The sequence below is a fragment of the Pradoshia sp. Z4_20 genome (genome assembly GCF_058216035.1).
In genome coordinates this window covers 617,416-630,446 of record NZ_JBZAJD010000001.1, presented here as the reverse complement: position 1 = coordinate 630,446, position 13,031 = coordinate 617,416, and the positions used below count along the sequence as shown (strand labels likewise).

At 33.9% G+C, this 13,031-nt stretch carries 9 protein-coding genes; 1 reads left to right on the top strand and 8 read right to left on the bottom strand.

The window, feature by feature from the left end; all coding sequences use genetic code 11:
- Window positions 1-48: 48 nt before the first annotated feature.
- The 3 genes from AC4BHP_RS03015 to AC4BHP_RS03005 form a co-directional block, all read right to left on the bottom strand.
- The gene (locus AC4BHP_RS03015; protein ID WP_490551260.1) at window positions 49-1,812 is read right to left on the bottom strand and encodes a Sau3AI family type II restriction endonuclease; all 1,764 of its coding nucleotides are present in this window, start codon (window positions 1,810-1,812) and stop codon (window positions 49-51) included.
- A gap of 44 nt (window positions 1,813-1,856) precedes the next feature.
- A complete protein-coding gene (locus AC4BHP_RS03010) occupies window positions 1,857-2,267 on the bottom strand; it encodes a DNA cytosine methyltransferase (protein ID WP_490551259.1) in 411 nt (136 codons plus the stop codon).
- Window positions 2,268-2,620: 353 nt separating this feature from the next.
- Window positions 2,621-3,064 carry a very short patch repair endonuclease gene (locus AC4BHP_RS03005; protein ID WP_490551258.1) on the bottom strand — a complete coding sequence of 148 codons (444 nt, stop codon included), beginning with the start codon at window positions 3,062-3,064 and terminating at the stop codon, window positions 2,621-2,623.
- Window positions 3,065-3,269: 205 nt separating this feature from the next.
- Between AC4BHP_RS03005 and AC4BHP_RS03000 the strand changes: the two genes are divergently transcribed.
- Window positions 3,270-3,443 (top strand): hypothetical protein, encoded by a 174-nt coding sequence (locus AC4BHP_RS03000; RefSeq protein WP_490551257.1) that lies wholly within the window; start codon window positions 3,270-3,272, stop codon window positions 3,441-3,443.
- A gap of 91 nt (window positions 3,444-3,534) precedes the next feature.
- Here the strand turns inward: AC4BHP_RS03000 and drmB are convergent, their stop codons facing one another.
- From drmB to dcm, 5 genes are all read right to left on the bottom strand, one after another.
- Window positions 3,535-5,436, bottom strand: a complete 1,902-nt coding sequence (drmB, locus tag AC4BHP_RS02995) for a DrmB family protein (RefSeq protein WP_490551256.1) — start codon at window positions 5,434-5,436, stop codon at window positions 3,535-3,537.
- On the bottom strand, window positions 5,433-8,945 hold the full coding sequence (locus AC4BHP_RS02990; protein ID WP_490551255.1) for a helicase-related protein: 3,513 nt from the start codon (window positions 8,943-8,945) through the stop codon (window positions 5,433-5,435). Before AC4BHP_RS02990 ends, drmB begins: the two co-directional genes overlap by 4 nt.
- Before the next feature lie 19 nt (window positions 8,946-8,964).
- Window positions 8,965-10,488, bottom strand: a complete 1,524-nt coding sequence (locus AC4BHP_RS02985; RefSeq protein ID WP_490551254.1) for a DISARM anti-phage system protein DrmE domain-containing protein — start codon at window positions 10,486-10,488, stop codon at window positions 8,965-8,967.
- A 6-nt stretch (window positions 10,489-10,494) separates the two neighbouring features.
- Complete coding sequence (locus AC4BHP_RS02980; RefSeq protein ID WP_490551253.1) at window positions 10,495-11,475, bottom strand: hypothetical protein; 981 nt, start codon at window positions 11,473-11,475, stop codon at window positions 10,495-10,497.
- Window positions 11,476-11,771: 296 nt separating this feature from the next.
- The gene (gene dcm / locus AC4BHP_RS02975; RefSeq protein WP_490551252.1) at window positions 11,772-13,022 is read right to left on the bottom strand and encodes a DNA (cytosine-5-)-methyltransferase; all 1,251 of its coding nucleotides are present in this window, start codon (window positions 13,020-13,022) and stop codon (window positions 11,772-11,774) included.
- Between the last annotated feature and the right edge of the window lie 9 nt (window positions 13,023-13,031).

Below are 13,031 nucleotides of genomic sequence, written 5' to 3'. Positions count from 1 at the left end.
CCTTAATTTAAATAATAAAGTTGGCATCATAAATCATAAAAATATAAACTAATATAAGGTCAAAGCCTCATTAAATTTCCTATGAAGAAATTCCTTATTTAGCATAAAACACGTTTCCCGCTTACCACCAAGAAATCGGTCATAAACTCCGCCAACTCTTCCTTTTTGGGCAATAACAATCTTATATTCACCGTTTTTATCAGAAGAAGCTGTAGGAAGAAATTCTGTATTTTTTTCTTCAATTGCTCTTTTTATCATGTTGTATGTCTTGCCAAAGTTCTCTACTTCATCAGCGGTAAATGATATTTTAAATACTCTATCCAATATTCTGTCACCATTCTTTAACTCCTTACCATCCTTTACTCCGATGTAAGCAATATAGATAAAAGTTACCTCCTCAAAAAATCTTTTCCACTCTGACTCTTCCCAAGGAGAAGTAAAATCGGTAACATGTAAAGTACTAAAAGTAGCTTTCTCAAGAGGATAATTATCACTCATAATCGGAATATTCTTTATGATAAAAGTGGATTTACTAAACACTTCATGCTCCTCTGGCAGTTCACTATCCCTACCAACCACTCTATCCGATACCATTTTACTCACATTTTTAGGTACTCCTCTATCTAAATCTCTCTTAATAAAATGATTTAAAATATCCATTTGAGTCATGCCTTTATAAGGCTTTAATTTTTCCCAAACAAAACCTTCAGGTGTGACAAAATCAACAGATTGTCCGTGCCTCATTATCCCCTGCGTATGATCCCTTAAAACACCGCGAAAAAAAGAATTTTTTAGTGAAAATGCCCTTGTTGGAGCAAGAATAGGAGAATTAGGTTGTTCTGCAGTTTGTCCTTTTTGACCTTTAGTAGCTGCTCCCAAAATTACGGATTGTCCCTCAGATAATTTATGAGCAAGACCATCTTCTACCATATGTTTGATTAAATAGAAATCATTCCGTATAATCGGCTCATCGATTGACATATCGTACAACTGGTAATCACGGATAATAAAATCTTCATACGGAACCCCCTTAACATACTCATACCAAATGATTAGTAGTTTTCTGTTCTTAGAAATGAGCCTACTGAATTCAAATTCTTCATGTATTATCTCCTTATAGTTAATCATACTCAAGGAGATTCGTTCCTTTGCTGACCAGGAACCGTCTTGAAGTGTATTAAAGCCAGAAACCTTCAATTCAATTCCTAACTCACCGAAATCAGCTTCACAGCGGTTGTTAAGTTCATAACCATAGAACCCAGTTTCAACAACTTTACCAAGTCTTCCCTTATCACTACTACTTCTTTTGAGGATATTTTTCTTATCTATTTCTTTAAAACTTTTACCGATGATTTGTCGAGTGTAATCCATTAATTCCTTTTCAGTTTTAAATTTAATAGAGCAATTACCAATATTTCTCTTTTTTATATCAATTCCCGTATTAAGGAAGTTAGTTTGTTCTTTTTGATTTAGTGCTCGGACTATCTCTTTAGCAATCAATCTAACAACCGGTACTACGGAACTACTCCCTAATTGGCGATATGCTTGATAATCTGAAGCAGGAAGGAAAAATTCATCTGGGAATCCCTGCAAACGCGCACATTCTCTAGGTGTTAATCTCCTAGGATTTGACCTATTGTCCGCCACTAATAGTAATGGATTATGTTTCATTCTTTCTTGGATTTTGTGCCAATGCTTATCAGATAGAGTATATTTCTCATCTACATAATCTTCCAAAATTGTTTCTAGAGCAGGTCCCTGTTGAGGAATATATGGGAACTCAAAATGAACATTATTTCTAAAACCAACCATATATACTTGCTGTTTATTTTGCGGAATCAATCCTTTAGCATTTATTAATTGGTAATGAACATATATCCTAAATCATTTAATAATTGAATCATATTGTTGAAGGTCTCTTCATGTGAAGGTTGAGCTTTTCCGGTTTCAATTAAGAATGCACGGGGTTGTTTTACATTAAGAATTCGCACTATCTCATGTAATAGTGGTTTTTGTATTTCCATTGACCCTCTGTTCTTCATTTTGGATAAACTCTGTAAAGGTAAACTAGTTATCAATATATCGTGATCCGGAATATCTTGTTCATCGATATCCCTGATGTCCCCACATGGTTTATCGCCAAAATTAATTTCATAAGTCTTCCTTTTATTTTCATCTATTTCACAGCAAAATACGCATTGCCCTCCAACCTGTTCAAAAGCTAGTCGACTTCCACCAATACCCGCCATCAAATCTATGAATCTCACTATATACACGCCCTTTATCTAATTAATACTCTTGATATAATTATATCAGAAAAGTAATTTTTTTCTGACTGTAATAGCAAAGATTATAGCTTATGAGTAGCATAGAATTTCTTAGTTTATGAAAAGACACGACTGCAACCTGTTTTCATTAACCAAATTCCTGCAGAATGCAAAAACAGGTTGTATGACAGCCTGCTCTACTAAGTTACAAGTTTGATAACAGCTTTTTTTACACCATTAAATAACTTTTATCTTTATCTTCTTTTAATTATTTCATAATACAATTATCTTTCTAATTCAATAATAAATATCATCAACGTTACGCTTGTCCGGAAGAAAAATCAAAAATCTGTTTAGTGAATAATCTTCTGTGAAAAATGACTTTGTTTAGCCTCTAATATGAAACGCTCTATTCTATCAACCGTACCATAAAAATCTCTCTTTAAATCGTGCTCCCATACCCTATAAATATTCCATCTCTTTCTCTTATAATAATCATTCACTTCTATATCATGCTCTTTATTACGATTAAATTTATTGATCCAAAAGGGGTGGTTCTTATTTGGTAGTGTTCCATGGATTTCACATGCATGCCAAAAACACGAGTCTATAAAAATTACAACTTTATACTTCTTGATTGCAATATCAGGCGTACCATACAAACTTCTCACATTTTTATGAAAGCGAAACCCACATTTCCATAGCTCTTGTGATACCCGATTTTCAAGCTTAGTCCCTTTTCCATGTATAGAGCCCATTATCTTTTTTCTTTTTTCATCAGAAATTTGAGTATACATAAGTAATCACATCTCATTTTGGTTTCTTTATTCTATACCCTTCATAGTCCCTAGATAACATCAAAGAGCAATCCCCTTTTTCTTTCTATATCATATAATGCATGCTCTATTTTCTATTTTTTGGATACTCCAATATTTAGTGAAAAATATATAAATATAGGAGGATAAGAGAGGTAGCGTATATGGCTTTTATTGAGGGTTTCTTATGCGTACACGTAGAGATGAGATGGGTTTAGAGACATCCAAATCCAGTTTTACCAATCTTGATAACTTTCGTTATGGAGAAGATGGAGGCAATCAATATATAATTCAAAAAATGAATCTAATACGTTCAAATCGAGGATCAAATAGAATCGGGAAAATACTATTTCATTTTTAAAATCTAATGAGGTTAAAATATTTAAAGAAATTATAGTATGGTAGAGACCTAGAAGTGAATAGTCACTTCTAGGTCTCTATTACGTTAAAAATCAAATACTATCATTAAAAAACCCTAGTTTCGGATCAATAAGCAATGCTCTATCTAAAAAGATATTCCCTAGTTCACATGAAGTTTCAGGCAAATACGAGCAACTATGGCATGCAGCACCATTAAGATTATTTACACCTTGACCAGAGGATTTTCCAATCTCCGAACAAACCGGGTCAGAACTACACCACCGTGCTTTATCAATTGCCTTATATACCACCGGAAAGAAATTTTCTTTTCTTCCCATTCTTACAAGACCCCCAAACGTGCCATCGATATCACCTGAGGATGTATAGATTAAGATTCCGCATTGCTCTTCATTTAGATATAGCCGCTCACGAATAGATGCAGAATTATAGCCACAAGTTAAGGCCAACTCATCAATAATAATATGCGACAATGTATGCAGAAGAACATTTCTAGGTCTTAAGATATCCGGGTCAGCACTTACTCTTCTTTTATCAGCACGTTTAAGTAACTTATTAAAATAATGTTTGATATCATCTCTTTGTTCCCATAACTTCAATTTTTCACTGTTAATCGTAAAGAAGATTCCTTCACCATAAACTTTATAGGCAGGTAACCAATTATTTTCTTGTGAGTTTGGATTCTTAAATAATAATTGCTTACCTCTGATAATTTGATTCTGAGCACCATGATTATTAGTTATCAATCTGTTAAATCCAGTTAAAACAATTGTCTCTTTCAATTTCGTTATTCTATTTATCATGCTAAAGACAGGAGCAGTATCTTCTCCATTTACATCATCACAGCTCCATTCTTTCTTTACCTTTAGGTTTTTAGTATCAATTTCTTGAATAAGTGTTTCAAATTCTTTTTTTCTTAATTCCTTTTCTGCTTTTTCACTACTTACACTTTCTGATACATTCTCTTTGTCTATCAAGCCCTCAATATACAAAATAGCTAGTTTAATGTCCGATTTTTTATAAAATCGTATTTCAGGAGGGCATAATTTTGTCACCAACTTCACCTTTGTTTCAACATTATCAATATCAGCTAGTAAAGATGCAGTAATCCCGTTTTTCTCAAAAATATCAATAATTTTTTCTACATCTGGATTTTCCTTCGGTAAATGAATGGCACTTATTGTGTTAGGATAGTACACATTTATAGAATTTTTTAATACCGCTATCGGATAAGCAGAGCAGCTTTCAAAATCATTTTCAGAACCATACCATGGTGTATGACCTGGACATTGATACAATTTTTCATTATCCTTATTTAGCGTTTTACTTAACTGGCTAACCCGGTCCTCATCAAGATTAGAGGTGATTTTTCGAGACATAATTCCTTTAAGAGATCTTTCTTTCTTACAGGAACACTTAACTTTGAGCGAATCAAGATTTGCTCCCCCTGTTGAAAGGAGTTTCATCTGTCCTTCACAAGAGGCGTTCTCATCTCCATGAACCCATTCTTTCCACGGAAAATCAGATATGTGACCTTGACTGCAGACCATTACAAATGGTACTTGGATCATTTTCAATTGCTTTTTACATTCTTTGCAATCCAGCCAACTTGTTCTAGATGACATTGAAGTCTGATGTAATGTTTTGCATTTCGGACAGTAATGCCAAGTAGGAAAGCGCAATAGTGGGATATACAAGTCCGTATTTGTCTGAGTTATTGCACTTCCTTCATTTTTATATAGATAACCTGGTCTGAAATCTGGAGGCATTAACAAGTGTTTAATCTTCAATAACGATTTTAATCTAGGTTCTTGTATTTCATATTCATGGAAGGTTTCAATCCGATTTTCATTTTTGTCATAATACCACTTATCAAGAGCACCGACTAATGCTGATTCTCCTTCAGGGCTAATAACAAGAGCACCGGGACCAAATGTCGTTACTAACTGACCTCTCCTTAAAGGTAAATCTCTCATAAAAACAAAGCCTCCCAACTGTTATCCCTATTTTCATCGTTATCAGAATTATATATTGTTGCAATACGTCCTCTACATTCTGAATCTACATTTCTCATTGAATTAATCATGGACTCAGCATTTGCTTTTAATGCGTGGGGAATTACAGTACCTGCAGGATACATATAGCCATTAACCTTAGAATCTACCTTCCACGCTGTATACTCTCCTTTTTCAAGCCGTCTCAATATCTCCATAAACCTGCTTTTCAATTCTTCAACTTGTTCAAGGTCGACCAGCTCTGCTCTTTCTATTAAACGATTATAAAAAGGGACAATTTTATCATTTAATCTTTTCTGAATTTCTTTCCAATCAGGGGCTCTCGCAATATCATCACTTAATGCTTGCCGTAAATATCCTACAATAACTGCATGCAACCCTCTATCTAAACATGCATCAGAGAAAGGAGTGACACTGGAAGGTTCTATCTGCGCATATAGTTTCTGATGGTACTCCCTAAAATGTTCAAAATGGGATTTGTCTCTGGATCTTGTGTTGGAATACAAGGTAAATATCAGCCCGGGTCTTTCCCACCATCGTCTTCCTACACGACCGCTCACCTGAATATATTGTGCTGTCATTTTTGGTTGCCCTACTATAGCCATAACCGATAAACGATCAATATCTACACCAACTTCAATAATGTTAGATGCAAGACATAAATCAATAGCATTATCTGATTGTTCTTTATCAATTCTATATTCTTGTTTTAAATCATCAATTGTTTTTGAAATTTCATGGCTGTTCTTTCTGGATGTTAATTCAAGAACATTATTTATATATCTTATATCCTTTCGAAGCCCTTTTCTCAATGCCATTGAAGTTGAATATTGAGGGATATCTGTTTGAGTTAATGTCAGCCCGCCACCCAATTCTCTTAAAGTATTATAGAATGAAAGTAAGGTCCAATAGGGATCTCTTTCCTTATCATTAATCTCCGTCATAGATTGAAGAATAGACGAAAATGTCATGACCTGTGACGTCATTATTCGCGCGGTCATTGTATATACCCCAACATATTTCCGACCTGGCATAAGCTTTCCAGTTTCCTGATTAATTGCTGGAGTTGCAAAAAATGAATCTTCATTTTCAAGTCCAGGGCTTGGAAAAAGCCTAGCGTTTACTCTGCCAAATAATGCGAGCGCCTGTTCCTCAAATTGTTTAATTGTCGCTGTAGCTGCTATTATTTTTGGCTTCACTGTTTTTCCATCTATATTTTTCAAACATAATTCTTCTATTAGAATCTCAAAGAGCCCTGTTAATGTTCCAAGCGGCCCAGATATTAAATGAAGCTCATCTTGCACTATTAAGGATGGTGGATTAATAAACCTATCACCGTTTGAGTCAATTCCAAATAGTGACCTGGCCTTTGGCTGCCATACCAACTGAACAAATTTATCAACAGTCCCAATTATGAATGTAGGTCGTTTCTCATATATAGTTTCATCAACAATATATATCGGGAGCTCTTCATGAAAGTGACAATTTTTATCCGGGCAATGGACAACCAATTTATCATTTTCAATTTTGTATCCAAAATAGTGCCTTTTTTTACTGCCTTTTTCATCATAGTAACCTAAATTAGCCCCGCACCATGGGCAACTATTAACAATAAATCGCTCTGCATTTTTATCGTTTTTTTGAAGTTTAATTAGATTTTTACGTGCTGTCATATTAGTATTTGGAGTTGTTTTGGAACCTACCCAAATCCCGACAGAAAATGGTATATCCCCCAGTTTTGAGCGGTAATTTATTCTTATGTATTCTAAAGCACAGATTAACCTTGATGATCGTTGAAACTGGTCAGCCGTCAGAAGTCTAAGTGTGTATCTCATCATTACATCTACGCCAGCATCCAATTTATTCCTCATACGTCTCAAAATCATTTGAAAGGCCGCTACACCTAAATAAGCTTCTGTTTTTCCGCCACCAGTAGGAAACCAAATTAAATCGACAATCTCTCTTGACTCGCCTTCCTCATTAGCCAATGATTCAATTGACATTAATATAAAGGCTATCTGAAATGCCCTCCAGGTATTATCCGCGTTCTTAAGTTTAATTTCATTATTTACGCTTTCTTTAAAAGATTTATTAAAAATAATTTGTTTATCCTCGACACGTCCAAACCGCCTAACTTTACCATTAACCTGTTGAAGAAGTATTGCCAAATTTGCCAAACGAAATGCTTCTAATATTTGTGAATCCTTAAGCAACTCAAGCCCTTTTTCCATTCTTTCAAGACTTTCTTTGCATAGACCTAAATTCTTTCTAGCAATTGGCTTTAATTGTTCAGGAACATGATCAACCTCTTTTGATTTATTTTTTATCCAATCCCTATATCCTTCAATTAAAGGCATTAGTATAATTTCTGGTGATTCATTACTAGAAAGACCAGCAAGATCACTCATTTTAATTTTAAGTTCAACTCTTTCCCCATCTTGATTGACAAATACATTTGGTGTCATGCTCAATGCTTCATATTCCGGCATAAAAGTAGTCGATAATTGCCGGACTTTTCTGGAGCTTTGTTCCCAATCCGCAGCACACCCATGTCCAAAAGCATAAACGCATTCGTTACGATATAGCAGTTCAGTGGAAGCTTCTTCTTCACTGAAGATTTTCTTCATCTCATATTGTTTTGGATAAACAGAAAAAGAGAACTCATCTGGTGTACTTATAGACATTTTTGCTTGAAATAATATCAGCTGTTCTTTATTGAATTTATGAACTGAAGAACGGTTTGTGACACTTATGGTAATTATATATTTGTCTTTAACTTCACGAAGTCGGGCATGGAATTGAATATGATAATAAGAGATTTTTTCTCCCTTATTATTTTTCATTTCAACTTGTTTTTCCATTTGTCTTTGACTGACAAGACTGTTTAGAGGTAAAATCCATATTCCTTCCACACTTTCCCTCATCCACCATTGAATCGTATGGCTATCATCTTTAACTTTTACACTGTGCTGTATATATGTGCCACCTTCTATTCTTACTTTTAGTTCAGGGAGATCTTTACTCACACAAAAGGTCAGTCCCATAGTAGATGGCTTAAAATCATTTTTTTGTGGAAATAATTCCTCTTCTCCATCATCTTCTGTAGCCTCTATACCTTCTTCATAATCAAACAATTTTTCCATCTTATCATCTTCATTAACCTCATTAGACTCATTGACGATAGGAGTTTCAAGGGCAAATTCATCACTATCATATTGATCTAACGGAAACAAAAGACCGCTCACGTATCTTTGGCTCGGTGTTTCTCTTTGAAGTATTTCTTCTTTAATTCCGGCGACTTCCCAATAATAAGGTTTGTACAATTCATCTTTTGATTCAAATATTGTTGTGCCAATAGGATTGAATTTTATATAGTGATTTCTTATATATCCAGGTCCAATTATTTCCTCTTTAACAGTATCCAATACCTTTTGGCGATTATTCAGCGATTGATCTAGTGAGATAGCCATTGAGTTGTCCCTTCCCTTCCTAGTCTATTTTGATTGGTTTCATAAGATTGTATGGCGATATTAAATGCCCTGTTTGATCTATTGACACAATTCTTTCTATATTAAATGAGGCTCCATTAAATTCTCTTGATTCAAAAGTGTAGTACCCTTTTTCTTGCAATTCTTTTAATATATCATTTGTTAGTTCTCTCATTAACTTATTCGAAATAATTCTACCTGCCTTCCTATGGGCAGTTTGAATTTCCTTCATAGCTCTATAAGTTACTCTTATCTTATCCTCATCATATTTAAATGCCTTTAAGATTTTAGGAAGTTCAGTTGGACAAATAGAGTGCTCATCACACCAAGACCTTAATGAAGTAACGGAAGCAGTTCTTATGTGATATCTGTTTATCAATATTTCACTGACTTTTTTTATCCCTTTTCTCTTTACGTTATAACGCAGTTTGTTCTTCCATTCTATTTGAAGGGAACGATATTTTTCAGAATTCTCCTTAAGAACATCATTGTCAGCCACTTCTGCAATTAATTTAGTATCTCTATCATTTCTGATAACTATATAGTCATCTTCTTCAATGTCTTTGAAATTTAGATGCTTGATAAAGTCGCCTTTTTCATTAGGAGAAAACACTCTTATTTTAGAATCTCTCGAAGTAAATAAGAAACGGTTATTCTCGAGATATATTATAGATGCCTCAACAGCAACATGAGGATTTTCGTTTAAAGTCTTCTTCTCTTGCTCCAAGAATTTGCTTACTGATTTTTTTAATACCTCTTCATGTTCTAACGTAAGATTACTTCTTTTTTTCAACGGCGCTCCTATTGAAATATTGTCATAAACCGTACTGCATACACTATCTTTATCTATATCTTCAAATATACTGTTAGGAATTATTGAATGAGCAAAAATATTATAGGATATAAAAGTCACAACCTTACTTTTAAAAGTATTTTTTGCATAATCACCAAAATAAGCTGGATTACCTACAAACACTACCTCATCAAAGAATTCTATAACTTTCCTATAACTATTATCAGTAAAATAACCTACCTTTAAGTATGAAGCCAATCTATTTTGAATCAAAAATCTTTCATCTGTTGATATCGCCCTTTTTGTGACAATTCCGACTTTTAAGCCCATTTCAGCTTTTCCGTTAATATATTCGCATATGCATTCATACAAGCTATTTTCTGTATTCTCTATTAATTGCTTAAATGACTTTGCAAGTGGAATTACACTATTAGTAAATAATGCAGGATAACTTTTTTTTATTTGCATTAATCTTGTAATCACTTGTTCAACAACTTCTTTACTAAAGATATTATTATAAGGCAATAAGCTGCTTGCAATTTTATAGAATAATTTATTCAAAGAATTCAAGCATTCACTCAAATAATTGTCATCTGCATACTTGTAGTGAATTTCTACTCTAAGCTTTTCTAAGGCATTCGCAAAAGTTAATAAATCATTATTTTCTATATGCTTAAATAAGACCGTTCTATTATCTGTACTATATAGGTCCAATAAATCATCAAAATCCATAAAAGATTACCTCCAAGCAAGGAACTCTATCCCAATAGGTATCTGAGTCTCATTGGCTTTCAAATAGCTTACAACTTCTTCAGTTACTATCTTGTAATCATCTTGCAATAATTCTCTTTTAAATTTCCCCTTCATCTCATGCAATCGACTTTCAGTGTCAGTTCTGCTTAATAAAATAATTTTAGGGTTATCAGCAAAATGTTTATCTTGTTTAATAAAGCTATATAAGTCCGAATAAATTACTGGAACTTGATTTTTAATTTCTACATCATTTCTCTTCATCTTTGATGAAAAGAGCTTTCCGTTTGTATAACTGTTGCTGTTATCAAAATAAAGGAAGTCTCTTAGTGTTCCCTTTATATCCTCATAAATAAATATGTCTTTATTCATATTTTCGTTAATCTGACCAATATTACCTACAATATAAAATGAATCTCCAGGGTAAAACTCTACTTTATGTAATTGGTTAGGTGTATAGAGGGCTTTCAACAAACGACTATTGGCCAGACCAACTTTCTGCCTTTCACTCACCTTACGCGTCCGCTTAATTTCATCAAATTCTTCATCTAAAAGAATAACTCTATCAATCCAATACCTTTCTGGAATGCCTAAATCTACATTTCCATCTTTCACCTTAAGTATCATTTCATTTTCAAATACCGGGCTAGGTTCTACTGAGATTACTGAGACTTTTCTAGCGGGGCGGTTATCCTTATAAATTATTCGGCTACCTTGTTCTAAGCTCATTACTGCTTTTTTTACAGATCTCATTTGTTTATTTTTGGAGTATATTTTATCTGCAATTCCCATTGCAATCAATAATGAAAAAAACTGTTCACAAGGAAGAGAGAGTATGATACTAATAGATTTTCTATACTTAATACCATAATCATGGAGAAATGCACCTAGCTCAAATGCAAAATTAATCCAATCAGGTATATCTATAGGACCACTTTTACTAAGTATTTTTAAATTCTTAATGGCCATGCCATTCACCACCATACAACCAAAATGAAATATTTTTATACTAGTAATTTTATCATATATTTTTTAAATTTTTAGGTAATTTTAGATATATTGTACCTTGTAATTAGATGAAATTATGTTATGTTTTCTAGTTACTCCTAAAGTTTACAAATTAATTCTGGCTTAAATTAGTTTTTTTACATTCAACTTTAAATGTTCAGTATACTATCATACCAAGGATTCTGATTGGCCGGGAAGGCTATATACAAAAAAGGCTGTCCCAAAAGTCATTAGTTAACTTTTTAGGACAACCTTTCTTAAAACAGTTCCAATTGATGAGGATTCACTTTAATTGCTGCTTGATCTTCCTCTTCAATATCTAATATTCTATTAGCCATTCTTTCTATCAAACCTACCACCAGCGCATTTCCCATACAGAAGTATCTCATACGCTCTGACATGCCTACAGTCCAATTATCAGGGAATCCATTTAATCGTTCACACTCTACCGGAGTCAAGATTCTAATCCGGTTTGTCTCTGGATCTCTTACCACATGTGTACTTCTATTAACGGTCCCTTCACTAGTCAGCATTGTTCTACCTGGCTTGTCCAACGGTTCTGGAAAAGCCATACCACCTTCTGAAAATGTATATTTATGCCCACTGGCAGAAGTTCGTTCAATCCGTTTTGGGCCCTTCAGGTATTTAAACTTCTCTAATGCTGCTTCATGAAGATAATATTTCTCATCTACACCGGTTTCGAGAATTTCACCTAATGTTACTGGTTTCTCGCTATCCGGTATTAATTCCTCAGTATAAATGACTCCATTTCTCATGATACCAGCATTACGATAATTTGTTGAGAAGTTATCTGATACTTCAACAATATCTTCTTTAAGGATAATGGTATTAGGTAGATGCTTTTGAGATGACTCCTCCAGAACAGGAAAAGCATTAGCAAAAAAGCCTTTTTCATGTAGCATCTTTTTACCATCAATATTTTCCCTATTTTTTATATAAGGTGTATCATTTCTAACCGCAAAAATAAATATTCTACGTCGTCTTTGTGCTTGTCCATATTCAGCCGCGTTAATAATTCTCCATTCAACAGAATAATTCTCATCACGGAAACTAGCTAACATAATGGAGAAGTCTCTACCTCTTTGTTTAGATGGAGATTTAAGCAAACGATCAACATTTTCGAGCAATATATATTTTGGTTTTATCTCACGAACTAATCTCATGATTTCCCAGAATAAAACGCCCTTTTTACCTTGTATCCCTTTTTCTCCAGAAAGAGACCTGGCTACTGAATAATCCTGGCAAGGAAATCCACCAACAATTAATTCGATACCTTGATTTACAAATTGCCTTTCATCCACTGTAGCTATATCCTCATTGGAATGAATACCTTTATCAAAAAATTGTCTGGAATAACAATTAAACGCGTCTTGTGTTTTCTTTGACGGCTCCCATTGATTTCCCCATATTACTTCAAAACCTTTTGTTGCTTCAAGTCCAAGACGAAAGCCTCCAACTCCAGCGAACAACTCAATTGCTTTCATCATAACCGAACA

What these genes read in the sequence shown, in the direction of transcription:
- AC4BHP_RS03015 (WP_490551260.1), bottom strand. Translation starts at nt 1,812, where the DNA reads ATGGTTGGTTTTAGAAATAATGTTCATTTTGAGTTCCCATATATTCCT.
- AC4BHP_RS03005 (WP_490551258.1), bottom strand. Translation starts at nt 3,064, where the DNA reads ATGTATACTCAAATTTCTGATGAAAAAAGAAAAAAGATAATGGGCTCT.
- AC4BHP_RS03000 (WP_490551257.1), top strand. Translation starts at nt 3,270, where the DNA reads ATGCGTACACGTAGAGATGAGATGGGTTTAGAGACATCCAAATCCAGT.
- drmB (WP_490551256.1), bottom strand. Translation starts at nt 5,436, where the DNA reads ATGAGAGATTTACCTTTAAGGAGAGGTCAGTTAGTAACGACATTTGGT.
- AC4BHP_RS02990 (WP_490551255.1), bottom strand. Translation starts at nt 8,945, where the DNA reads ATGGCTATCTCACTAGATCAATCGCTGAATAATCGCCAAAAGGTATTG.
- AC4BHP_RS02985 (WP_490551254.1), bottom strand. Translation starts at nt 10,488, where the DNA reads ATGGATTTTGATGATTTATTGGACCTATATAGTACAGATAATAGAACG.
- AC4BHP_RS02980 (WP_490551253.1), bottom strand. Translation starts at nt 11,475, where the DNA reads ATGGCCATTAAGAATTTAAAAATACTTAGTAAAAGTGGTCCTATAGAT.
- dcm (WP_490551252.1), bottom strand. Translation starts at nt 13,022, where the DNA reads ATGATGAAAGCAATTGAGTTGTTCGCTGGAGTTGGAGGCTTTCGTCTT.